This is a genomic window from Algibacter pacificus, assembly GCF_008033385.1.
GTDB classification, from domain to species: Bacteria; Bacteroidota; Bacteroidia; order Flavobacteriales; family Flavobacteriaceae; genus Algibacter; species Algibacter pacificus.
In genome coordinates this window covers 178221-203317 of sequence record NZ_VOGY01000006.1, presented here as the reverse complement: position 1 = coordinate 203317, position 25097 = coordinate 178221, and the positions used below count along the sequence as shown (strand labels likewise).

The following is a 25097-nucleotide window of genomic DNA, read 5'->3' as shown; positions in this document are numbered from 1 at the left end:
GTTTTTTTGTTTAAAAATTAAAGGTCATTCCAAAGTTAAGTACACGTTGAATTGGGTAACCTAAACCATTACCTCCCATTTCTATATCCCATAAATCGAAACCGCTAATACTTAATAAGTTTATACCACTAAAATATAAGCGGGCATTTGATAAATGTAAATCTTTGATAATCGTTTCAGGCAAACTAAACCCTAGCTCTACAGATTTTAGTCTTAAAAACGCGCCGTTTCTCATAAACCAGGTACTTGCTTGCGTGTTATTTGTATTTAATGTACTACTTAACCTAGGCCAAAGCGCATAAGAATCTCGGTTGGATTCGGACCAGTGATTATCTGCATAAACCTGTAAAAGCGCATTTTGAGATCCCGCACCTAAATCGGGATTTGCCACAAAGGGAGCTGTTCTTACGGGGTCTATCCAAAAGGAAGATCGAGCAGAACCTTGCAGAAAAAATGAGAAATCGAAATTTTTATACCCAAAAGACAATCCGCCTCCATATATTATTTCAGGAACCGTAGGGTGTCCTATGGGTACTCTATCTAAATTAGTAATTTCTCCATCTCCATTAACATCTCTATATTTTATATCTCCAGCAAGGTATTCTCCAAAATTTTGTTTTGGTGAGTTTGCTACATCATACTCATCAACAAATAAACGCTCTGCAATAAGCCCCCATTGCTGTGATAATGACTGTCCTTTATGGAATAAATGACTATTTTCTTCAGAATATTGTGGTTCTTCAAAGAAAAGAAACTCACTATGGGCATAAGTGAAGTTGGCTCTACTTTGTAACCAAAACCCGTTTGTAAACGATTTGTTGTAATCGAAAGAAATTTCAAACCCATTTGATTTTGCCTTTCCTACATTTGCTCTAATTGGTGCAGATAGCCCCATTGTAGCAGGAATAAAAGCTCTATCCATTAAAATATTACTTCTGTTTTCTGTAAAATAATCGGCTTGAATTTCTAAACTATTAAACAAATTAAGTTCTAAACCAAGATTCATTTTCTTTGCAGTTTCCCAGCTTATATCTTCATTGGAATAACGATTTACATTTACCCCAGGTCTTGCATATTGAAAATTGGTACCAAACCATGCGGCTCTACCTCCAGCATTTAAGTCCACTTCTGAAAGATAGAAAAACCGATCTGCAGCACTACCAATAGCGTCGTTACCAACTAAACCATAGGTTGCGCGTAATTTCAGTTTAGTTATGGTAGATTTTAAACCTTTCCAAAATGGTTCATTGGAAACAAACCAACCAAGACCTGCTGAGGGGAAAAACCCATACCGATGAGATTTATGAAAACGTTCTGAGCCATTATACCCAAAATTAAATTCGCTCATATATCTTGAATCATACCCGTAAGTTAATCGCCCCGAAATACCTTGATTTCTATAGGGTAAGGATTTTTGCAAACTCCCCTGATTAGCAAACAATTGGTTTCTTCTTGTACCAACCAATAAACCGGTAACCTCATGTTTTTCTGAAAATGTATTACTGTAATTTATGGCAACCTCTGTATAAGTTGCCGAATTTATATCTCTTTGGCCTTCGTTATAGCTTAAATAATCTGTTGCAGATAATTCATTAAGTAAATTCAACTTATAAGAATCGTTAGATTTATCATAGCCATAAGCCGAATAAAAATGTGGGTTATAAAACCTAGAAACATCAAAAAACGAGTAGCGCTCTGTATTAAATAACATCCTTGCAGATAAGCCAGGTGTTAAAAAAGATAAATCTTGTTTTAGTTCAAATTGAGCAGACATATTAGACCTTGTGTAATCCTTATACCCTTTAACCATATCGGCATAAGGATTTATAAAACTAGGTTCGTTACCGCTAGACGCATTACTACTATTACCAAATAAAATGTGCTTAGCAAAAGGTTTAACTTCTGATGGGTAATAAGCAGGAAACATTACTGGGTTAGATCCCAAAATTTTAGAAAACATACGCGAACCGCCATCAATAGGTCCCGTATAATCATCAAAAGAACCTGCTAATCTTACTATAGCTTCTGTAGTTTCTGTTAAATCAATATTTATATTAGATCTAAGCTGATAATTTTTAAGGTTAATATTACTATTGAAGTTATTTCGATCATCTACTTTTAAAATGCCATTATCTTTACTAAAAACTCCGGCTATGTAATACCTTGCCACTTTACCACCACCACTAACATTTAAATTAAGCCTCTTATTAACAGTATAATCTTTTAACAATTGCTCCATCCAATTATTAGCAGGATAGACATACTCATTTAAACCCGCTGCGGTATTATCTATTTTATTTTGCGAATACGGCAAAAAACCAATAGGGTTTCGTGTAAGTACTGCTTCATTTTCTAATTGCATGTATGTTATGGGATCTGCCAGTTTTAATTGCTTTGTGTTACTTGAAAAGGAAGTTTCGTAACGTACAAATACCTTTGCTTCGCCTTCTTTTCCTTCTTTAGTAGCTATTAATATAACGCCATTTGCTCCTCTTGCACCATATAGAGAGGTTGCAGTAGCATCTTTCATAATTGAAAATGAGCTAATATCATCTGGCGACAATTGTGCCAATTCTGTAGTTGAAGATTCTACCCCATCTATTAAAATTAAAGGATCCACCTTATAGCCAAAACTAGTGACCCCTCTTATAAAAAAAGAAGCATTATCTTGCCCTGGTTCTCCACTTCTTTGGTAAGAAATAATCCCTGGTATTCTACCTGCTAAAGCCGTAGTTAAATTACTTGAAGGTATTTTTAACTCGCTAGGCTGAACGGTTGACATGGAACCAATAACACTGGATTTTTTTTGCTTAGAAAATGCTACAATGGTAACTTCATCTAGCTCACCTTGGCTAGGCACTAACTGAACATTCAAGCTCTCTTTACTCCCTACAATTATTTCTTTTGTAGCATATCCAATATAAGAAAACACTAATACACTTTTTTCATTGGAAATATTTAGAGCATACTCACCATCGAAATTGGTAACAGTTCCATTTTGAGTGCCCTGTTCTAAAACAGTTACACCCGGAAGTGGCACGCCTTTTTCATCGGTTACAATCCCAGATAATCGTTGTTGTATATTACTGTGACCCGTGGTATTTAGAGCAGGATGCTCTTTTGCAAAATAAACATGAGGTCCTGTAGCAAAGACAAACGATAAATAAAAGAAGCAAAACACAAACAATAAATGTTTAAAATGTTCCTGCCTAAAAATTAAAAATCTACATTTCATAATAATTAGTTTAATTGGTTTAATTAGGTTTAGTTACGGAGAACACTAAAAAACAATAGTGTTCTTGTTATTTTTAATAAATTTCAACAATATATTAATTGTACATATGTCTATACATTTCAAATATATAAAAAAATATAAAGGTTTACCTACTAAAATAAAATTTCTGTAAAAAATAATGGCGGCAGGTATTAAAACCTCATTTTTTTAAGAAAAATTATTATAAACCTTTTGTATGTTTAATATTTTTATTTTAATAATTTAAAACAAATATTTTTAGCTATTCATTTTTTTAGTAAAACTATTGTTTCCAGCTTTCTTCTATTTCTTCTAGGGTCTTTCCGCTCGTTTCTGGTAATTTTTTATATATGAAGCCTAATAAAAATATAGCATTTACCATAAATACCCAAAATGTAAATGCACCGCCAAGATTTTCTAGCATAACAGGCGTAAACTGCGTTATGGCAACCACGCCAAGCCAAACCATAAAAGTAGCACACGACATGGCTAAACCTCTTGTTTTTGTAGGGAAAATTTCTGATATAATTACCCATGGAATTGGACCTAAAGATGAAGCAAAACAGGCAATAAAACCAAGTATAAAAATTAATGTTAATATACTAGCACTTTGTTCTGTATAAAACACAAAGCCAACGCTACACAAACAAATAATCATTCCTGTTAATCCCCATAATAAAAGTTTTCTGCGTCCCACTTTATCTATAAAACCAATAGCCACAAATGTAAATATAGTATTTACTACTCCAATAATAACCGTTTGAAATAAAGATGATTCGGCATCGAAACCAATATTTTTAAAAATTTCTGGTGCATAATAAATAATAGCATTAATACCCGTTATTTGTGAAAAAAGAGCTAAAACCATACCTATAAGTAAAGCTGGACGGAGACTTTTGGAAAACAGTTCTTTTACCGTACCCTTTTCTGTTTTAAGTGTTTCTTTTATTTCATTTAACACTTTTTCTCCTTGTATGTTACCATTAACTTTATTAAGTATTTTAGAAGCTTCTTCTGTTCTATTTTTTGAAGCTAACCATCTTGGACTTTCAGGAACTAACAATAGCATAACAAAAAACAATGCGGCAGGTATAATTTCAGAGCCCAACATATAACGCCATCCCATCTCAACGTTCCAAGTTTCTGTTCCTGAACTAGCTATTTTTAAATTGATAAAATACACAATATTGATACCTAAAACTATGGCTAGTTGATATAAGGTTACCAACATGCCTCTTTTTTTTGCTGGAGCAATTTCAGATATATACAATGGGGATAACATTGAAGCTGCACCTACGCCTACCCCACCAATAAACCTTGCTATTACAAATTGTGTTAATGTGTCTGGCATTGCTGACCCCAAAGCTGAAATAGAAAAAAGAACAGCTGTTACAAACAACACTTTTTTTCGTCCGTACTTATCACTAAAATAACCAGCAACCATAGCACCTAAAACGCAACCCCAAATAGCACTTGAAGCCGCCCAACCTGTCATGGTAGCCGATAACTCAAACTTTGTTTGCAAAAAGCCTATAGCGCCAGCTATAACAGCCGTATCATACCCAAATAACAAGCCTCCTAAAGCAGCTGTACTACTTAATAGATAGACATAAGACATGTTTGTTGTTTGATTTGAATCGTTCATACTTAGAAATTATTTAGTTTAGTTTTTAGTTTAGTTTTTAGTTTGTTGGTAATTCGGTTTTAACTTGGTTCCAAAAATTAGGGTCGAACAGTTTGGCACTGCCAATAAGAGCAGCTTCTTCCATAAGTTTAGACATTTCAAATTTTATATGCAATCCAGAATTTTTAATTCTTTCGGTTAAAACAGGAAGAAAATACGCATTGGCTAATGAAACATTACCTCCCAACACAATTAAATCTGGATTAAATTTTTTAAGAAAAGGGGTTAAAAATTCTGCCATATTAACACCAAACTCATTAAAAAGTTTTTTTGACGCGGCACTATTTATATCTGCAATTTCTTTTACACCACTAACTTTTTTCGAAGTTAATTCATAGTATCGTTTAATACACCAACGTGTTGAAAAATAATCATCGCCAATACCATCTTTAAAAGGTTTATTCCATAAACACCCGCCATGAGGTACATTAGAAGAGCTAATTTGTGGTATCCCATTTTCAATAAAAGCAGAACCAAAACCAGTACCAAGCGTTATGGCGATAACTTTTTTATAATTTTTTGCTTTACCCATTAACGATGCCCCTACTCCAAAAGCTGTAGCATCATTAATGAATCGCATATTAACAGATTTTGTATTAATAAAATTAACTAACTCCTCTTGGATAGATACATTATACAAACTCTCATATTTATCGTTATTTTTAAGTATGGCAATTCCATCCTTATAATTAAAAGGTCCGGGCATTGCAAAACCAATATTTACAATGGTATCCTTTGGAAGATTATATAGTGTTTTATTGATAGCTTCGCACCAGTTAAAAAAAATAGCCTCTTTAGATGCTTTATTATCTATTTTAGCTGAATGTAATGTTCCTGTAATTACTTTAAGATTTGCAGTATCGACTACGGCACTTGTGATGTGCCCGCCACCAATATCTACTCCTAATATTATTTTATTATGCTTCACTCTAGTTTAAATTTAGTTTTGTCCATATGTATAGACAATTAAAGATTACGCAATATACTAATATTTTTAAAAAAACATAATGTTTTTAATTCAGGAATAAAAAATAATTGCTGTTATTTCTAGGAATGAGGCGTGCCCAATAGCCTCTAAAAGACATATCTAAATTATAGGTTTCTTATATTTTGAGACAGCTTTAGTCTATTTCCATCTAATTCTAAAACTAGATCATTATGAACTGGCAATCCGTAGGTTTAGTTATCAAACTAAAAATATGTCTCGTAAAATTCTCGAAACATCACTAATTAATTTGTGCATTCGGGCTTAAAAAAAATTAGAAGCTAAAGCTGGATGTACTAAAAAGCACATAGCTTTAGCTTCATCTGAGAATATTAAAACTTGTAGCTTAAGTTTTAAAAGTATGTTAGATCTATTTCCAAGTTAATTTAAAAAATTTATTTTCTAAAGCTTTAATACTTAATTCTGAGGTTTCTTTAATTTCTTCTCCAATAACATTTGCTTCAAAAAGTTTTACAGGTTTATCTGAAAAAAGTTTTGGTATAAACGCACTATCCAAACCTCCTACTTCTCTTAAGTGTAAAATTATTGCACTCTCATTCTCTAAAGGTGTTGCATTAATTATAAGTACATTATCTGGAATGTTTGAAAGTATAGATAACGAATTGGTTGCCTGTTTCTCTATTGGACTGGCAGGAATAACTCGTGCCAAAAAAGGCACTCTGTTTTCCCAACCAAACTTTGTAGCTGTTTTTGCTCTATTATCATTTGTACTGGTAAGATTATAAGTCCAGGTATACATACCACGTTGATCTGCATTAAAATTTGTAGTCCAATAATTGTTCATTGGCCAACTAAACAAGTTATTACTTTTTGGTACAGCTCCATACTCAAAACGCCCTGTATTAATATCTCCAAATTGCATAATAGGAGCTTCTGGAGACACCAATATTATTTGTTCTTTGTCATTTTTAATTTGCACAAAGTTTTGAACTGTGTTCCAATCGTTTGCCGATCCTGGTACTTGTTCTACGCCTGCTTCCATAGGTCCTCCCGAGATTTCAAAATGAATGTTTGCATCATCTAATTCAAAAGGGAAAGCGATATAAAAACTTTCAGGATCAGTAATAGGTTTTTTCTTTAGTTCAAAAGCAAAATCTATTCTTTTTGTAGTATTAAAAAGCCTAATTTCAAATGAAAATGCATCTGCTTCATCATAAGCTGTTTCAGTTTTACCTCTGAATTTAATAGTATTCCAAATTTCACCTTCACGTATTTCTGATAACCAAACGCTATCCAATGATTGCCTTGTATAGTCTGTTAACGGACCGTTGCTCTCTCCATTTATTGTTCTATTGGTAAACAATTGTTCCCTACCTTTTAACTTTTCCAGAATAAATTCACCTAGGTTATATTTTGATGTTTTATCAATAATATTTTTAGATAAATCTTTGTCGTAAACCTGCTCGATAGTTCCATTTTTCTTATCTACTTTAATAGAATACCAAGAATTATCTAGTTGTATATTATCGCCTTTTTCTTTATAATCAAAGTTGATATTATGGCTATGTTTTGTGCCACCATGAGAATGTGAGTGATTATCTTCTACCACCTCTACTTTAAACTTTTTATACCCAAATGATGGAATATTTTTCACCCACGCCCCCCAATAGCTACCACCGTGCCAAGGTTTTAAAAGTTGTGTTGGGTATTCTGTACCATTGTTGTCAACTAAACGTATACTTTTTCCATGAGGTATCTGTTGATGATCTATAAAAATTTTAACCATACCCTCACGTTCCCAATTTAATGTATTAAATACTGCTAAAGAAGGTGTTTTGGTTTTCCCCATATATTCGCTTAATAAACCTTTTGCTTCTTCAACAATCATATTAGAACGTCTTGAAGCTTCCCAAGCATATGATTCTTTAATTTCGCGTTGCTCCATTGTGGCTTTACCATAAGGATCTCCAACACTTCCTTGTGCTCCAAATGTATGCTCTCCATAAAACAAGAGTGCCTTATTTGTTTCAAATATGCGGTTCGTTATACCTTTTGGCATTTTAGAACCCAATAATTTAGCCATAGACAAACCACCTTGTCCTGCAATAATATCTGCGTGAGCATTTCGAGTGGCTGCTACTTCTCTGGCTCCAGAAGCAAAACCATCGGTCCACCAATCTGGCCAGTGCCCTTTTACTTCTATTAATTCATCTCCGTTATGTTTCTCAAAATCTTCGAAAAAATCTTTTGCTACAGCTGTTTTTATTTTTGGCCATTCATATTTTTCATTCCATTGTTTAATCAAATGGCTAGATTTCATAGATGGCGGTGAGTTATCAGTCATAAAACCAGAATGCTGCAATGCCGTTTTATCATAGGGATAACCTCTTTCCTCAAGCTTAACTAAATACTCAAGTAGTCGTTTTTCAAAATCTTCAAAATCATCAGTATGCACACCTATAGCGTTACCTGCCAAATAATGCTCTGCCCTAAAGGTTAGCATCTTTTTTCCTGAAGGAGATACCCACCAAAATGCTAAAGGAGTATCAAAAAATATAAGTGCTTTATGCCCATGGGTACCCATGGTTAAATATTTAATATTTAAAGAATTAAAATAATCGTTCATACACCACGCAATACCGTTAACATCGTTTTGCATTGCTGAAGTTATTTTTATTCCTTTCTCTGAAATATTTTTAATTGGTGCTAAAGAAGCAGCTAATGATTGCTCATCAGGTAGTTCGTTAAAATTAAAATACATTCCTGTTACTTCAATTCTCCCCTCTTTAACACGTTGCTTTAATCTATCAATTTGGGTTTGAGACCTACTATTTAAAAACTCATCTACCGCCCAAGATGCTTCACAAGTCCATCTAAATTTTGAGGTTTCAGGAAAATCGTCAGTAGCATCACAATAATCTAAAGCATAATCTATATAACGTGGGTGTTCAGCTAAAATTTCGGTTTGAGACCTTGTATATCCAATATCTGTGTGTGAATGCTGTACAAAGTTTACATGCCATTTTTTTATGGGTTTCAATTTTACTTTTGTAACTATTTCATCATCACCTAAGTCTAACTTTAGAGTTACTATTTTCTCTTTTTTCACCTCAGGGTAAAGTATTTTAATAGTTTGTGCTCCTGGTTTTAAATTAATTTCTCTATCAAATTTCCCATCAATAAAAAGTTTTCCTTTTGCTGGTTTTTTTATAAAAACAATTTCTGTTGATAACGTTTGTACTTTACCATTTTTTGTGTTAATGAGTGCTGGTAAAGGGGTTACGTTTATAGCTTCTGTTAAGTTCTTTTTAAATATTTTAAAATAGGTATTTGATTTTTCATTTACTCCTTCAATACTTAATTTTAAAGTTGTTCCTTTTTTTATGCTTTTAGCAGGCACGGTATAATACAAAAAACCGAAACATCCGTAATTATCATCTAAATAATGACGTTCAAAACTTAGTGTTTCATTATTCTCAAGAGGTAAAGTCCACCTAGTTTGTTTAGCAGTAGCTGTAGCTATTTGCCCTCTTTTCTTTCCGTTTACAAAGAAATTAAATTTAGTCCCGGGGCGGTCTCCATAATATCCTGCATAATGTACAAAAGTTACTTCTCCACTTTTTTTATTTACAGAAACGGGAGCTGTTTCCCACTCTATTTTTTGATTCCCTACGTTAGCTCTAGAAACCAACGTTTGATTTAGCCCTTCTACTTCTTTTGAGCGGTGTTCAATTTCATTTCCAGATATTTTTTCTTGATACCCAGATATAAATATTTCATTTGGTCTTTGATTTCTTTGCGCTAACATTATTGTACTATTAAATACTAATAGCACTATTATGTTAAATACTGATGTTTTGTTCCATTTCATGGTAATTCTTATTTAGTGTTTTAATTGCAAATTCCTTATTTTACTCTATGCATTATTTACTGTTAAAATTTCTTTTTTTAATTTTCCTAACTCAATATCTGGATTAAACAAAATAGGAAAACATTTGTCATTTAATATATCTCCGTCTACTCCCATAGGCGGAAAATCCTTTAAATCCTCTTGTCTCTCGAAACTGGATATATTAGATTTTGTGTTGGTATCCATCACATTAACAACAACTGCTCTTCGAGAACGTTCCGAATTATTTGTGTAAGACCCATGCATCATTAGTGGATGATGAAAACTGGCATATCCTTTAGGAAGCACGTTTGCTTTTTTATTGTTAAAATCTTTTAATTGCTCTGAATTTAACACTTCTTTTACAGCATCCATATCTCCAGTAAGCCCTGTAATTGGCAACAACCCCCAGTTATGACTGTTTGGTATATAGTATAGGCAGCCATTTTCTGTATTGGCATCATCAAGTCCCACCCAACATGTTAAGTGATTCATTGGTTTGGTAAATGTCCAGTAAGAAAAGTCTTGATGCCACGCCACTACACCACCGTGTTTAGCTGGCTTGCAAAATAGCTGGTCATGAAATAGCCTATATGAATTTCCCATTAATTGATAAGCTGCCATTCTAAAAGCTGGTGCCCATAATAAATCATGAAAACCTAACATAACACGCCACCCGCCTATAGCATGAAAAAGTACTTTGTTTGGGTCTTCTGATTCATTACTTTTATAATGATAAAACAACTTTTTTTGTTCCTCATTCACTTTCTGTAATTTCTCCAGCTCTTCATTTAAAATATCTACTTGTGCTTCTGTCATTATTTTAACTCCAGATAGATATCCGCTCTTTTTATAAAATGCTATTTGCTCCTCGGTTAATGCGTATTGCATCCATTCTTCAGGTGTTTCTGGCTGTTTGAATAGATTAGATAAAGGACTATTATGTTTTGATAAATCGTTTGATTTTAAATATCCCATGATTCTATAAAATTTAAATATTATTAAAAAAGTTTAGTGTGTTGAAAATATGTACTTCCCAATATTTCCAATTATGAGCTCCCAGATACTCATTATAGATATGTGGTATATTTTCCTGCTCAAGTGCTTCATGAAACTTTCTGTTTTCATTAATTAAACCATCATCAGTACCACAATCAAACCGAAAGGGAGAAAGAGTTTGTTTGTATTTTATTAATGTTTCTAAAACAGATTCTTCTTGTTTATTTTCTTGTTGAAGTTGATATATATTTTCCTCTATAAATAACTTCATTTGATTTAAATGCGTTATGGACGATAAACCGGTAAATGCTTTAAATTTATTACTGTACTTTGCTCCTAAACGTAAAGCTGCAAAACCTCCCATAGACAGCCCTGTGAGGAATAAATCTGACTGTGTACTAACTTGTGGAACACATTCAATAACAGCATCTACAGTATCCTCTGTTATCCATTTTTCAAAGTTGTTATTGGAATGCGGTATATAGCCACTACCATCACCCCATAATCCATCGGAAGGCATAACCAAAACCATTGGTTTTAGTTTATCTTCTGCAATCCATTTATTCATTTTAAAATGAATTCCTGCATAATGTATCCAGGAATTATGACTACCATAAACTCCGTGTAACAATATAACCATTGGTAGATTTTTATAGTTACTTCCCTGTGGAACATATACCGAAATGTCTCCCCTTCCTTTTAAGTGATTACTTTTTACAGTAATCTGTCTTAAATTATTAGATTCATACTCTGGTTTTGATATTGTTATTGTTCTAAATTTTGATGCCATAATTTAATCTTCAAAAAGTATTACACCCTTTGCATTTTTACCTGCTAACATATCATTAAAAGCGTTTGGCAACTCATTAAATTTATAAGTATTAGTTACCATTTCATCCAAGAGTAAATCTCCCTTTTCATATAAATCCAACAGAATAGGAAAGTCTATTTCTGGTCTACACTTTCCATATAAAGGATTTATATAGGTTTTATCCCATTGAAAAAGATTCATATCTATGGTTATTTCATCTTCAATGCCACTTACCTGTACTGCAGTTCCTGCATTATGAATCATGGCTAATGGTGCTGCTCCTAAGGCTGGTATTGCTGTACACTCAAAAGCATAGGTTGCACCACGACCTTGTGTTAGTGCTTTTACTTTTTCGGCGGCATTTAGCAAGTTAACATCATCTTTATCTGCCTGTATTGTGTGTGTTGCTCCAAATTTAACAGCCATTTTTAAACGTTTTGGATTAATATCTATGGCTATAATTTTGGAGGCTCCAGATATCTTAGCGCCTTGAATAACGCTTAAACCTACGCCACCCGTGCCCAACACCACAACAGACGAACCTGCTTTTACTTGAGCAGAATTAACTACAGAGCCATAACCTGTCATGACTCCACAACTTAAAATTGATGCCGAACCAAAAGGGATTGGTATATCATATTTTACTAATGCTTGTTCTTTTAATATAGTATGTGTACTTAAAGTCCCTATATTAAATGAACGCTGTATTGCTTTGCCTTTAAATTTTGTACTACTTAATCTTGCATGACCTTTAGAGATAGCTCCTCCACTTGTTTGATTTCCAACGGTTACAGGCGAATTATTTTCACAAAGATTTTGATTCATTTGATCGCATTGAAAACATCTACCGCAGGGAATAGCCCAATTTAATATAACCTTATCTCCCACCTTTACTTTAGTAATTTCACTACCTATAGCTTCTACTATACCAGCTCCTTCATGTCCTAAAATTAAAGGAGTATTCCAATTCAAAGAATCATAATCTGTATGACAAATACTTGTCGCTTTCATTTTAACCAATACTTCATCTCTTTTTGGAAGAAACATTTCTACTGTTTCAATGGTATAATCTCCTCTTCCATTAGTTATAGCTGCTTTTGCTATCATAAATTTCATTTTAAGAATTTGCAATTTATTGAATAAGCGAGTTGTCTTTTTCACGATTCTTAGCATAAAATGAATGAATATTAACTTTGTATACTTAAAAAATAAATTAATACATTTATATTAATGTAATATTGTAAAGATTGGATACCATAAATTTTATGAAAGCATCACTTATTAAGATAACATTTGATTATGCAAATACTTTTCATTGCGAATATTTAGAATTGCCATACTTTAACCACCCTTGGCATTTTCATCCAGAAATAGAGCTAACCTTAATACTAGAAGGTAACGGTACTAGATATGTAGGGAACAACATATCTAGATTTACTAATGGAGATTTGGTTTTATTAGGTTCTGGATTACCTCATTTATGGGAAAGTGATAGAACTGATTTTAAAAGTAATCAAAAAGGAGCTAAAGCTGTAGTACTTCAGTTTTCCAAGGATTTAACAGATACTAATTTTAAAAACTCAGCAGAATTACATGCGTTATCTATACTATTAAAAAAAGCAGATAGAGGACTTTTATTTTCAAAAAAATTCAGTGCCCAAGTTACGCCCAAACTTATTGAAATTAGTAAAACATTTGGGTTGAGAAAATGGACTCTTGTTTTTGAATTATTTTGTTTGCTTACGGAAACAAAAGATTACATTCCGCTTACAAATCTCCATTATGAGCCTAACTTAAAAAGTAGAGATAGCACAGTAATAAATAATATTTTTGAATATGTACGCCTGAACTTTAAAAACAAAATAACACTTGATGACATTGCAGGAATAGCTCACTTATCAAAACCCGCTTTTTGTAGATATTTCAAAAAGAAAACTTCAAAATCTTTTATTGACTTCCTTAATGCATACAGAATAGGACATGCAAAAAACCTGCTAAGAGATAAACCTCATATGACTATAGGGAATATTGCTTTTGAATCGGGTTTTCCTAGTATTCAACATTTTAACTCTAAATTTAAAAAATATGAAAATTTAACTCCGAAGGCTTATAGAAAAAAGTGGGCACAAAGCAACTAAATTTCACTCCCCATGACATTATACCTTCTATATTTTATTTAAATATTTTTTTCTGATTTCTTTAATTTGTACAAGTGTTTTTTCTTGGTTTCTAGTAGTTTTTATAAATAAAACCAATAAAAACCTAAAATGAAACGGTACTAATAGCTCGGGTAAAGCTAATCCTTTTGTTAAAATTAAAGTTATAACCAGCACTTTTTTCTTCCAGACGCATCACTAATATAGCCTAAAAAACAGCCTATAAAGCCATAGAATCTGCCCAACTCGTCACCATTCCAGACAATTCAAACTTAACTTGAAGAAAATCAATAGCCCCAGTTATTCAGCAGCGTCGTACTCAAATAGCAAACTACCCAAAGTGACTGTAATGAATACTAAATATACATCAGGTATATTTGCTTTTTGAGTAATCTTTTCATGATTTTCTCTTTATTATACAAACTAAATGCGATTGAACTTTTATTTAGTATATATTAACCCAACAACATTTAAGTTAGTTATTTTTATTAATAAGTATGATTATCACTCCCTAAATCAATAATTACATTATATTTTTTTTCTAATACTGATGCTACAGAATGGTCTATGTTAGTTTTCCAAGCATAAACTTTAGTAAGTTTTACGTTACTCAAAATATTTTCTAAACCACTCCTAGTTATTGCTGTATTATGAAAAACCAATATTTTTAGTTGTTTCAATTTCTCTAAATAACTTAAGGAAACGTCTGTAATATTGGTATTATTAATATAAAGCTTTTTAAGGTTTTTTAGCTCTTTCAAAACTTCGGTCGTATCATCAGATAAGTTTGTGTTACCCAAGTCCAATTCTACAATTTGGTCTTTAATGGCTGCTAAAGCTTTTAAACCATCATCTGGTAAGTCCTTATTTTTATAAGTAACCCATACCCCTCCATGTTTAGGACTTATATTCCGAATGGTAAATCCTTTTTCTTTTAATGAAATTAAGACACTAACAGACGCATGTTTTATGGACACTTGATCTATAGCTATGTAATCTTTTAAATAATTCTGTAATGTATCCGTTTTATCAAGGAAAGCAATTCTATCGTCCGTTTTATCACTATTATTAATCCAATATTCTAGCAACCAAAGTTCTTTTTTTGTAAGCTGAGGCTTTCCCTCTGGTGGCATATGGTTTTCATCTGAAATAGGCAAGGTACAAAGCTCTAGTAACAAGCTTTCTTTTGCGTTATTTTTCACAAAAGCTAATCCAGAATCTCCTCCCATCAATAAACTCCCTTTTGAAGCTAGCGATAATCCACCTTTTTTCTTTGTTGAATTATGACATTCAATACATTTACTTTCAAAAACTTCATGCACAACATTATTATATAAACTTAAACTATCTATACTAGTGATAGGCTTAACTGAAACAGTAGGTTTTAAGTGTTCTGTTAAAAAATCTGAGCCATGAGTCAATACACTTCCATAATGGCCCGCTACACTTATGCAACCTAATGTTACTATAAAAAAAGGTAGAAAAAGTTTTTTAAGTATTTTATTATTAGAGCAACTTAATAAAAACAACAAGGTTATTAAAACAGCAGAAAGAATACCTGTCCAAAAGTGAATATCTAGCGTGTCTCCTAAGTATCCACCTTCTAAAGATAATATATAACCAAATATACAAGCTAGACTAGCAAAAAATGCCGAAAAACCTAAGGCATATGTAATTATACTTTTAGGATAATGTCCTTTAACGCGACTTAAAATATCAAGAAAAAAGACCAAAACTAAAGCCCCTATAGGTAAATGCAAAACAAGTGGATGTAAACGTCCTAACGTTAAAAAAAACGAGTTAAAGAATATACTACTACATATGAAAACACCAATTAGCAACAATGCTAAAATTATTCCGTACAACTTTATTTTCATTAATTATGTCCTTGTTAGTTTAATAGGGTAGGTATTTCCAGAGCTCCATTGCGCCACATAAACATTATCATCATCATCAACACAAACATCATGAGGGTGCTTAAACAATCTGGTGCCTTGATATAGTTTTTTTAAATTTTGGTTTTCATAAGTAGGATATGTGCCGCCGGGGCATGAAACTACTTTATTGTCTTTATCCATTATTAATAAAAAGCCAGAATCTTTTTCTCCTGGTTTTTCGGCCAACACAGCAAAATAAATATCTTCTTTATGAATAACTGGTCTACAAATCATAGCTCCAGGTACAGGTATAGATTCTATGTAGTTGCCTTTTAAATCAAAACGTTTTAAAATATTTAAGGCTCTTGCCGAAATTAAAAGTGTTGGGTTATTTTTATCTCTATCATCATAACAAATACCATGGGCATTTATAAATTTCTCGTCACTTTCACCCTTTCCTCCAAAAATATTAAGTAACTCTCCGTTATGATTGTAATGAATAATATGCTGGTTACCATACCCATCTGCTACATAAAAATCACCATTAGCTGCAACAGTTGTTTCTGTGGGTTTAAATTCCTCTTTGGTTTTATATTTACCTGTTTCTGACGGGAAATCTAACTCGAAAACAACTTTGCCATCTATAGTTGTTTTTATCACTTGATGACGCTCATAATCTGTAATTAATAAAAAATCTTCACCATTTTCTTTCACCAAGGTTAAACCATGTCCGCCAGGGTAATTGGTTCCCCATTTATCAAGTAGTTTTCCAGATTTATCATATATAATAACATTATTTTTTGTGTGATTGGTAAGCATCACTATACGGCCTTTTGAGTCTTGTACAATTTCGTGGCAGTCTCTTACAGGGGTTTTTGTTGGGTCTAAATCTCCCCAATGCATATCTACTTTATACTTGTAATTATTATGCCCAACAATTACCTCTTTATTATTACTAAACGAAAAGGCATTTCCATAAAGTGGGTATCCCAAAACCCCTAATGATGCTAATGATGATTGTTTTAAAAATTTTCTTCTGCTCATAATTTTTATTTTTAAGTAAGAATGTCATTTACAACATGACCTCCTACATCGGTTAATCTAAATCTACGTCCTTGATGTTTATAAGTTAATTTTGTATGATCTACCCCCATAAGATGCATTATTGTGGCCTGTATATCATGTACATGTACTGGGTCTTTGGTTATATTATAACCAAAATCGTCCGTTTCTCCGTAGGTAAATCCTGGTTTTACACCGCCTCCAGCCATAAACATGGTAAAGCATTTAGGGTGATGATCTCTTCCATAATTGGTATCGGTCATGGTGCCTTGGCAATAGTTAGTTCTACCAAACTCACCTCCCCAAATTACCAAAGTATCGTCTAGTAAGCCTCTTTGTTTTAAGTCATTTATTAAAGCCGCTGTAGCTTGATCAACGTCTTTGGACTGGTTTTTAATATCTCCTGGAAGATCTCCATGTTGATCCCATCCCATATGATACAGTTGAATAAACCTTACATCTCTTTCGGCAAGCCTTCTAGCCAACAAACAATTAGCGGCGTAAGTCCCCGGTTTTCTGGAGTCCTCTCCATACATATCAAAAATATAATCTGGTTCATCATCCACATTCATGGTTTCAGGTACAGAGGTTTGCATGCGGTAAGCCATTTCATATTGTGAAAGTCTACTGCTTATTTCAGGATCTCCAAACTCGGCTTCTTGCTTCATATTCAGTTCGCCCATGTAATCCAACATTAATCGCCTATCCGTTTTACTAATGCTCTCTGGGTTTTTTAAATAAAGCACAGGATCTTTACCCGATCTAAATTGCACACCTTGATGCAGGGAACTTAAAAAACCATTCCCCCAAAGCCTAGAGTATAGAGGCTGTGCAACCGGGCGCCCTGTACCTCTAGATAAAAGAACGGAAAAAGTTGGCAGATTATCATTCAAGCTACCTAAACCATAGCTAAACCAAGAGCCCATACTAGGCCTACCGGTTTGTTGAGATCCTGTTTGAAAAAATGTAATTGCAGGGTCGTGATTAATAGCATCTGTATGTACAGATTTTACAAAGCATAATTCGTCTACAATTTTGGAGGTATGGGGCATAAGTTCACTCATCCAAGCTCTAGACTCTCCATATTGATTAAACTTAAACTGGCTTCCTACCAAAGGAAATTTTTCTTGACCAGCAGTCATTCCTGTTAGCCTTTGCCCCTGCCTAATAGAATCTGGTAAATCTTGCCCTCTCATTTTACTTAAAAGGGGCTTATAATCAAAAAGCTCTAATTGCGAAGGTCCACCACTTTGAAAAAGATAAATGATTCGCTTTGCCTTTGGTGCAAAATGAAGCGCGTTTTCTGGCAATATGTTTTGAGCAACTTTTTTTTGCCCTCCTAAAAAGGAAAGCGGATCTGTCATAGATGCTACAGCAAGTCCGCCAAGCCCTACGCCTAGTTTTTTTATAAACTGTCTTCTATTATTATTTAGAAAATGTTTTGTGATTTCATCCATAATTTATCCTTTAACTATTGCCTCGTCAAGATTAAAAATCAGGCTAATTAAGTTTGTATATATTCTTAAATCTTTAGAAACAATGTTTTTTGTTTCTGTATTTTTTGTAAGTTCGGTTTCCTGATTATTCAATTTATGTTTACTTCTAAGATCATTTAAATAATTTCGAAGCTTTCCTAATTCATCTTCATCTGGATAACGAGAGGTTATTTTTCTAAACACATATTTTATTTTCTCAACTTCATTTTTAGACGTATCCTTTAGTATTGTTTTAGCCAAATTTTTAGAAGCTTCCATAAGTTGCGGATCGTTCATCATAACCAAAGCTTGTAAAGGCGTATTTGTTTTTTGACGTTTTACTTCACACAAATCTCTTGTTGGCGAATCAAATATTAACATAGCTGGGGGTGGCACCGTTCTTTTCCAAAATGTATATAAACTCCTTCTGTATTTGTTTTCACCTTTATCTGGTATATATTTAAGAAGCACCCCTTCCACTCCAGATGATGTTTCTTGCCACAACCCCTTAGGTTGATAAGGTTTAACACTAGGCCCTCCTATTTTATTAACCAGTAAACCACTTACCGCTAACATATTATCTCTAATCATTTCGGATGTAAGTCTGCTACGGGAGCTACGGGCTAAAAACTTGTTATCTGGATCTATTTGTAATAATTTAGGAGTTACTTTTGATGTTTGACGATAGGCACTAGACATTACCATACGTTTGTACATCTTTTTCATATCCCATTCTTCTTCCATAAAGGTTATAGCTAACCAATCTAAAAGTTTGGGGTGCGATGGTAATGCCCCTTGATTACCAAAGTCATCTGATGTAGACACAATACCCACACCAAATATTTGTTGCCACATTCTATTTACTGCCACTCTAGCCGTTAAAGGGTTTTTTTCATCAAAAAGCCATTCTGCCAACCCTAATCTATTCTTAGGATACTGTTCGGTAAAAGGCAATACACTTTTTGGGGTATGTGGTAAAATTTCTTCTGCTTTATTGGGAGCATCATATACACCCCTATTTAAAAGATAAGTTTTACGATGAGCTGCATCATCTCTCATGACCATTAATCCAAGCTTTGAAATTGAATCTGGCATATTAATAAACGCCAGTACTTCATCCACTTCCTTTTGAGTAATTTCTATTTTAGGTTCTGGAATTTCTTTAAAACCTATTACGCCTTTTTCCTTAACTTTATTGAAAAAACTATAAAATCCAAAAAACTCTTTTTGGGAAATGGGATCGTACTTATGATCATGACACCTCGCACATTCCATAGTTAAACCTAAAAAAGCTTTAGCCGTTGTTCCTGTTCTATCCATAACATATTCAACTCGATACTCTTCTTCAATAACTCCGCCTTCTTGAGTTATTTTATGATTTCTATTGAATCCTGTTGCCACAACTTGCTCTAAACTAGCATTTGGTAATAAATCTCCTGCTATTTGCCAAGTTACAAATTTATTGTACGGTAGGTTTTTATTAAAAGCACTAATAACCCAGTCTCGCCATGGCCACATGGTGCGCTCATAATCTTCTTGATAGCCATGGGTATCTCCATACCTTGACAAGTCTAACCAATCTGCAGCCATTCTTTCGGCATATGCAGATGATGTCAACAATTTATCTACAACTTTTTCATAAGCATTTGAGCTATCATCCGATAAAAAAGCATCTATATCATCAATTGAAGGAGGAAGACCAGTAAGATCAAAATAAAGTTTCCTAATTAATTTTTCCTTCGATGCTTCTTCAGAAGGCTTTAAACCTTCTAATTCTAAACGTTTGGCTATAAAATGATCTATTTCATTTGTACCCCAATTTGGATTATTTATTTCTGGTACTGTTACAGCCTTAGGAGCCTCAAAAGCCCAGTGTTGTTTATATTTTGCTCCTTGTTCTACCCATTTGGTAAACAGTTTTTTTTCATAATCTGAAAGTGTTAGATTAGAGGATTTAGGAGGCATTATTTTTTCTGGATTTGCCTCGTTTATTCTTAGTATAAGTTGACTTTTTTCTGGTTGACCTGGAATTATAGCATGTCTATCTAAGCTTTCTCCTATTGCCGCAAATGCACCTGTTTCGGTATCTAAACGCAAGCCTGCTTCTCGGGTACCTGCATCTGGACCATGACATAAAAAGCATCGATCTGACAGAATAGGTTTTATATGAAAAATAAAATCTACACTATCCGGAAGTTTTTGAGCTGACGCTACTTTACCCGCTTCAAGTTGATTTCCTGAATGCGGTATAGAAACATATTCACTATTTGAAGTTTGCCACAAGTATCTAATACATAGCAACACAATAAGGGGCACTATAAACCATAGTGTTAAAATTATATGTTTTCTTTTCATTTTATCATAATTATTTGTTTTTCAAAACCTAATCGGTTAACTTATTTCAAAAAAATAAAATTTTGCTTTTACTACTTTAATTATAAACCATGCAATTCCTGAACCTAACGATATATTATACAAAACATTAGTTTGACCATATGTCTACACATGTAATAATAGTAAAAAATTTTAACTAAATAAGTTTAATTAGTTATAAAATCACAAAATTAGTTAGAATGTCTATTTACAGAAGCCCCATACCATGTAATGTATATAAAGCAAAATAAAGGAAGTATAAAGGAAAAATTCACCTCAGACACCCCTAAAATTTGCGTATCTGAAACACCATTGCCACCTAAATCTATTATCATACCCTGTAATTTAGGCATCAAGGCACCACCTACAATGGCCATAACCAAACCTGCAGACCCAATTTTAGATTGTTCCTCTGTTAAGTCTCCTAAAGCAATACCGTAAATCGTTGGAAACATTAAAGACATACAAAAGGATACTCCCACAAGTGTATATAAGCCAAAACTTCCTTGAATAAAAATAGTTCCTAACACCAAAGCAATGGCTAACAATGCGAAAAACATTAATAATTTCCCAGAACCAATAAACCTTAACATGTAAGTACCAACTGCCCTTCCTATAGTAAATAATATAAACGCGACCATTTGATAATATCCTGCTGTAACGCTATCTACACCAATACCTTCGGCATATTGATAGATGTATGTCCAACACATAATTTGCGCCCCCACATATAAAATTTGCGCTAAAACCCCAAGAGAATAGTTTTTATTTTTTGCTAAATTTTTAAATGTTTCTTTAATACTTGGTAGGCTTCCTTCTTCTTTAGATTGTGGCATTTTGCTTACCAAAAACAGCACAAAAACGCCAATAAGCACTAAACCTAAAATAACATACGGATTTCTAATTACAAGTAGATCGGACGTTTTAATTAATATTTTAGAAGCTGCATCCAGTGAAGAGAAATTTTCAATATCATCAGACTGTAAATTTTTAAGCACAAACTGTTGAGCTACAAATAAACCTAGAATTAACCCTACAGGATTAAATGCTTGAGCTAAATTTAAACGCTGTGTGGCAGTTTCTTTTGGTCCCATTGCCAAAGCATATGGGTTTGCGGCTGTTTCTAAAAACGCTAAACCAAAAGTTAAAATATATAAACCAAGACAAAAAAACCAAAACTCCTCTGTAGTGGCCGCTGGATAAAACAAAAGAGCTCCAACAGCATACAATGCCAAACCAATTAAGATACCGGTTTTATAAGAATATTTACGCATAAATATTGAAGCCGGTAATGCCATACAAAAATACCCTCCATAAAATGCCATTTGAACCCAAGCAGCTTGCGAGTTGCTAAGCTCTAGAACTTTTTTAAAAGCCTGTACCATGGGGTCGGTTACAGCATTAGCGAAACCCCATAAAGCAAAAAGCGAGGTTACTAAAATAAATGGTAAAAGCATATTTTTTGGCACTATTTGCAATTTTGTTTTATTACTCATTTTTATATTTTAATTAATTGTTAAACAAAAATTATAAATTAGTTAAAAAATAACCTCGAATTTATATGCAAAAACATGGAATAATTACACATACATTAAAAATTTACTCTTAACAACAAACGGTAATCCCATTAAAAACAAGGCATAGACACAAAAACCTAGTAGTTTAAATTAACCAGCTAACCTAACCTATATTAAACATAAAGTTTATAATTACTGAAAACCATTAGCCGCCTCTATTTTTAAACTATTAATAGTTTTACTGCTTTTTGTTATTTTAATTATGATTTAAAATAATGACGTTTTAATAATTTAATATATTTTTGTGTTTAAATATAAGTTTGTCGAAACTAAAGTTTTTTAATTCCACAAACCTTTTGACATTTTATAAATTAAGCATCATCTATCCCAGGCAATACTTCAAATTAATCTTTAAATTTGTAAAATTGATGCTCGCGCTAAAATAACTTACTGTTCAGTAAACGTACTTTAAATTCATTAAGTACTTCAAAAATATCAATCTACTAATAAAAAAATATCATGGCTAAATTTAGAAATATAATAACTACAAAAAAATAGCCAATGAAACCTTAAGATAAAAATAAAATTGACAAGCAGGCTTAACAAAACTGAATAATACAATTGCCTTCGGTTTAGAAAAAATTGAAGCCAACGAAACAAAAAATAGCTTTACTACATATAGTAAGTAAAGTATACCAAAAAACAAATCCATTAATAGGATGCAAAATAAACTTATAAAAGTAAACACATCAGACAACGTTGCTGTTGCACTGGTAAATTTAAAGGCTGGGGACATAATTCCGTTTGAAGGACAAGTTGTAAAAATTCTTTCAAACGTTAAATCTAAGCACAAAATAGCGCTGGACAAATTTGCCCCTGGAGATCGTATTTTGATGTACGGTGTTTTAGTAGGCACAGCAAATGCTGTTATAGAAAAAGGCGATCTACTTACCACCAAAAACGTAAAGCATGACAGCGAAAAAGTTTTTGGAAAAACAGCACCTTTTAATTGGATACCACCCTACATTGAGAAATGGAAAGACCGTACTTTTATGGGATATCACAGAGAAGATGGCCAAGTAGGAACCGAAAACGTTTGGCTGTTTTTTCCTTTGGTTTTTTGCGAGAATCGTAATATTGAAAAGTTAAAAGAGATATTTGAAAATGAACTTTTAAAGAAAAAAGATAACCCACACCAAATGCTGCTACGATCTTTAATATACGGTAATAACCAAGTTAAAACCATTGAAGAACCTAAAGATGTATTTGATAATTTAGAAGTTAAGTTTATTACCCATGCAAGTGGTTGTGGAGGAATTCGTCAAGATGCTGAAAGTTTGGCCAAACTATTGGCGGGTTACGTAAACAATGCTAATGTAGCAGGAGTAACCGTGTTGAGCTTAGGATGCCAAAACTTACAAATTAATATTTTTAAGGAAGCACTAAAAACTATTAATCCTAACATTAATAAACCTGTTTTAATTTATGAACAGCAGCAAATGGGAACAGTAGATAACATGCTATCAACCATTGTTAAAGATTCATTTTTAGCAATGAAAGAAGCCAATAATATGAAGCGTAAACCAGCACCATTATCAAAATTAAAGGTAGGACTAGAATGTGGAGGATCAGATGGATTTTCTGGCATTTCTGCTAACCCAACCTTAGGAGTTGTTTCCGATTTATTGGTAGCTTTAGGTGGTACAGCAATATTGGCTGAATTTCCTGAATTATGCGGTGTAGAGCAGGAACTCGTAAATCGATGTGTTAATGATTCAGATGGTGATAAGTTTTTAAAGCTTATGAACGCTTATGAAGAATCGGTTATTAATGCGGGTTCTGGTTTTGATATGAACCCATCTCCTGGAAATATTAAAGATGGACTAATAACGGACGCTATGAAATCTGCTGGCGCAGCTAAAAAAGCAGGGACATCTCCAATAGAAGCCGTTTTAGATTATGGTGAATATATAAATAAACCAGGCTTAAATTTATTGTGTACCCCTGGAAATGATGTAGAAAGCACTACGGGTTTGGTTGGCTCTGGTGCCAATATAGTATTGTTTACTACGGGTTTGGGCACACCAACGGGCAATCCTATTGCTCCAATAATAAAAGTGGCTTCAAATACAGAGTTGAAACAAAAAATGCCAGATATTATTGATTTTGAAACTGGAGCCGTAATACGTGGTGAAAAAACAATAGACCAGATGGCCGATGAATTGTTAGGTTTTATTATTGAAGTCGCTAGCGGAAACATAAGCACTAAAGCCAAATTATTAAACCAAAATGATTTTATTCCTTGGAAAAGAGGCGTATCCTTATAATAAAGTTGTAAAACATTTGAAAAAAGCATTCCAAATATTAATTTTAATACTGATTTCAGTTTCTTGTTCCGAATCTAAAAAGGAAAATATAACTGAAAAAAGAACCCTTTATGTTTTTGACTTGGATTCTCTTAAACGAACCGAAAACTATAAATTGACAATTGAAACAAAAGACAGTATTTTAAAATATCAATATCGGAATCTAACTGATAATGAAAAAAATGTAACAGTGCGTTACAATCTCAATTCAAAAGTTCTATCTCTCGACTTCTGGGAATTTGAATTAGCCGAAAAAAGTAAATACTCGGATTCTGAATTATCAAATATGGAATTTGACCTGTTTCAATTAAAAGAGTCTGTTACTGATGGAAACGGTCCAATGCTTTTTAACGAAAACTACGGACTTTTAAATATTGACAATGGTTGGGGAATGAAATTCATCTATTTAAAAACCGAAAATAAACCTGAACTGACTAAAGACATTATTGCAAACCTGAATAAATAAAAACGTTTTACAACACCGTATAAAAAAATTGCTAGTTTTAGCTAAACCAAAGTTAGTTGCTCGTTTGCTAGCTTCTGATTTTCCTTCGGAAAATCCTCGCACACAAACACGCAACTTTCCTTATACATAAACGTTTAAACCTTAAAACGGTTTAATTAATCTCAAATCAAGATTTTAAATCTCATTGGTTTTTAGAATGTATTGGTTACTATTGTTTGTGTGT

General features: G+C 33.0%; 15 protein-coding genes. 3 read left to right on the top strand and 12 right to left on the bottom strand.

All coding sequences use genetic code 11. From position 1 onward, the window contains the following. Positions 1-10 precede the first annotated feature (10 nt). From FQU21_RS11005 to FQU21_RS10975, 7 genes are all read right to left on the bottom strand, one after another. The gene (locus FQU21_RS11005; RefSeq protein ID WP_147678057.1) at positions 11-3235 is read right to left on the bottom strand and encodes a SusC/RagA family TonB-linked outer membrane protein; all 3225 of its coding nucleotides are present in this window, start codon (positions 3233-3235) and stop codon (positions 11-13) included. Positions 3236-3536: 301 nt separating this feature from the next. Next, positions 3537-4898, bottom strand: a complete 1362-nt coding sequence (locus tag FQU21_RS11000) for a sugar porter family MFS transporter (protein ID WP_246124824.1) — start codon at positions 4896-4898, stop codon at positions 3537-3539. 37 nt (positions 4899-4935) lie between these two features. Further along, positions 4936-5865: an ROK family protein gene (locus tag FQU21_RS10995; RefSeq protein WP_147678056.1), complete on the bottom strand. Its 930-nt coding sequence runs from the start codon at positions 5863-5865 to the stop codon at positions 4936-4938. A gap of 427 nt (positions 5866-6292) precedes the next feature. Beyond that, a complete protein-coding gene (locus FQU21_RS10990) occupies positions 6293-9754 on the bottom strand; it encodes a glycoside hydrolase family 38 N-terminal domain-containing protein (RefSeq protein WP_147678055.1) in 3462 nt (1153 codons plus the stop codon). Positions 9755-9799: 45 nt separating this feature from the next. Beyond that, positions 9800-10750, bottom strand: a complete 951-nt coding sequence (locus FQU21_RS10985) for a phytanoyl-CoA dioxygenase family protein (RefSeq protein ID WP_147678054.1) — start codon at positions 10748-10750, stop codon at positions 9800-9802. 13 nt (positions 10751-10763) lie between these two features. Then, on the bottom strand, positions 10764-11561 hold the full coding sequence (locus FQU21_RS10980; protein ID WP_147678053.1) for an alpha/beta hydrolase: 798 nt from the start codon (positions 11559-11561) through the stop codon (positions 10764-10766). A gap of 3 nt (positions 11562-11564) precedes the next feature. Next, on the bottom strand, positions 11565-12689 hold the full coding sequence (locus FQU21_RS10975; RefSeq protein ID WP_147678052.1) for a zinc-binding dehydrogenase: 1125 nt from the start codon (positions 12687-12689) through the stop codon (positions 11565-11567). Between the two features lie 158 nt (positions 12690-12847). Here FQU21_RS10975 and FQU21_RS10970 point away from each other — a divergent pair, with 158 nt between their 5' ends. Then, the gene (locus tag FQU21_RS10970) at positions 12848-13720 is read left to right on the top strand and encodes an AraC family transcriptional regulator (protein ID WP_147678051.1); all 873 of its coding nucleotides are present in this window, start codon (positions 12848-12850) and stop codon (positions 13718-13720) included. A 506-nt stretch (positions 13721-14226) separates the two neighbouring features. Here FQU21_RS10970 and FQU21_RS10965 read toward each other — a convergent pair. The 5 genes from FQU21_RS10965 to fucP all read right to left on the bottom strand — a co-directional run bounded on the left by FQU21_RS10965 (position 14227) and on the right by fucP (position 22021). Continuing rightward, positions 14227-15615 carry a c-type cytochrome domain-containing protein gene (locus FQU21_RS10965; RefSeq protein ID WP_147678050.1) on the bottom strand — a complete coding sequence of 463 codons (1389 nt, stop codon included), beginning with the start codon at positions 15613-15615 and terminating at the stop codon, positions 14227-14229. A gap of 3 nt (positions 15616-15618) precedes the next feature. Next, positions 15619-16659 (bottom strand): NHL repeat-containing protein, encoded by a 1041-nt coding sequence (locus tag FQU21_RS10960; protein WP_147678049.1) that lies wholly within the window; start codon positions 16657-16659, stop codon positions 15619-15621. Positions 16660-16670: 11 nt separating this feature from the next. Next, entirely contained in the window at positions 16671-18134 is a 1464-nt protein-coding gene (locus FQU21_RS10955; RefSeq protein WP_147678048.1) for a DUF1501 domain-containing protein, read from the bottom strand. 3 nt (positions 18135-18137) lie between these two features. Then, on the bottom strand, positions 18138-20507 hold the full coding sequence (locus FQU21_RS10950; protein WP_147678047.1) for a PSD1 and planctomycete cytochrome C domain-containing protein: 2370 nt from the start codon (positions 20505-20507) through the stop codon (positions 18138-18140). A gap of 209 nt (positions 20508-20716) precedes the next feature. Next, positions 20717-22021, bottom strand: a complete 1305-nt coding sequence (gene fucP / locus FQU21_RS10945) for an L-fucose:H+ symporter permease (RefSeq protein ID WP_147678046.1) — start codon at positions 22019-22021, stop codon at positions 20717-20719. Between the two features lie 740 nt (positions 22022-22761). Between fucP and FQU21_RS10940 the strand changes: the two genes are divergently transcribed. Then, complete coding sequence (locus tag FQU21_RS10940) at positions 22762-24369, top strand: UxaA family hydrolase (protein WP_147678045.1); 1608 nt, start codon at positions 22762-22764, stop codon at positions 24367-24369. After that, the gene (locus tag FQU21_RS10935; RefSeq protein ID WP_147678044.1) at positions 24332-24874 is read left to right on the top strand and encodes a hypothetical protein; all 543 of its coding nucleotides are present in this window, start codon (positions 24332-24334) and stop codon (positions 24872-24874) included. Before FQU21_RS10940 ends, FQU21_RS10935 begins: the two co-directional genes overlap by 38 nt. Positions 24875-25097 lie beyond the last annotated feature (223 nt).

Bases quoted from the DNA above. Each gene is read 5' to 3' on its own strand.
- FQU21_RS11005 (WP_147678057.1), bottom strand. From the start codon at position 3,235: ATGAAATGTAGATTTTTAATTTTTAGGCAGGAACATTTTAAACATTTA.
- FQU21_RS11000 (WP_246124824.1), bottom strand. From the start codon at position 4,898: ATGAACGATTCAAATCAAACAACAAACATGTCTTATGTCTATCTATTA.
- FQU21_RS10990 (WP_147678055.1), bottom strand. From the start codon at position 9,754: ATGAAATGGAACAAAACATCAGTATTTAACATAATAGTGCTATTAGTA.
- FQU21_RS10985 (WP_147678054.1), bottom strand. From the start codon at position 10,750: ATGGGATATTTAAAATCAAACGATTTATCAAAACATAATAGTCCTTTA.
- FQU21_RS10980 (WP_147678053.1), bottom strand. From the start codon at position 11,561: ATGGCATCAAAATTTAGAACAATAACAATATCAAAACCAGAGTATGAA.
- FQU21_RS10975 (WP_147678052.1), bottom strand. From the start codon at position 12,689: ATGATAGCAAAAGCAGCTATAACTAATGGAAGAGGAGATTATACCATT.
- FQU21_RS10970 (WP_147678051.1), top strand. From the start codon at position 12,848: ATGAAAGCATCACTTATTAAGATAACATTTGATTATGCAAATACTTTT.
- FQU21_RS10965 (WP_147678050.1), bottom strand. From the start codon at position 15,615: ATGAAAATAAAGTTGTACGGAATAATTTTAGCATTGTTGCTAATTGGT.
- FQU21_RS10960 (WP_147678049.1), bottom strand. From the start codon at position 16,659: ATGAGCAGAAGAAAATTTTTAAAACAATCATCATTAGCATCATTAGGG.
- FQU21_RS10955 (WP_147678048.1), bottom strand. From the start codon at position 18,134: ATGGATGAAATCACAAAACATTTTCTAAATAATAATAGAAGACAGTTT.
- FQU21_RS10950 (WP_147678047.1), bottom strand. From the start codon at position 20,507: ATGAAAAGAAAACATATAATTTTAACACTATGGTTTATAGTGCCCCTT.
- fucP (WP_147678046.1), bottom strand. From the start codon at position 22,021: ATGAGTAATAAAACAAAATTGCAAATAGTGCCAAAAAATATGCTTTTA.
- FQU21_RS10940 (WP_147678045.1), top strand. From the start codon at position 22,762: ATGCAAAATAAACTTATAAAAGTAAACACATCAGACAACGTTGCTGTT.
- FQU21_RS10935 (WP_147678044.1), top strand. From the start codon at position 24,332: ATGATTTTATTCCTTGGAAAAGAGGCGTATCCTTATAATAAAGTTGTA.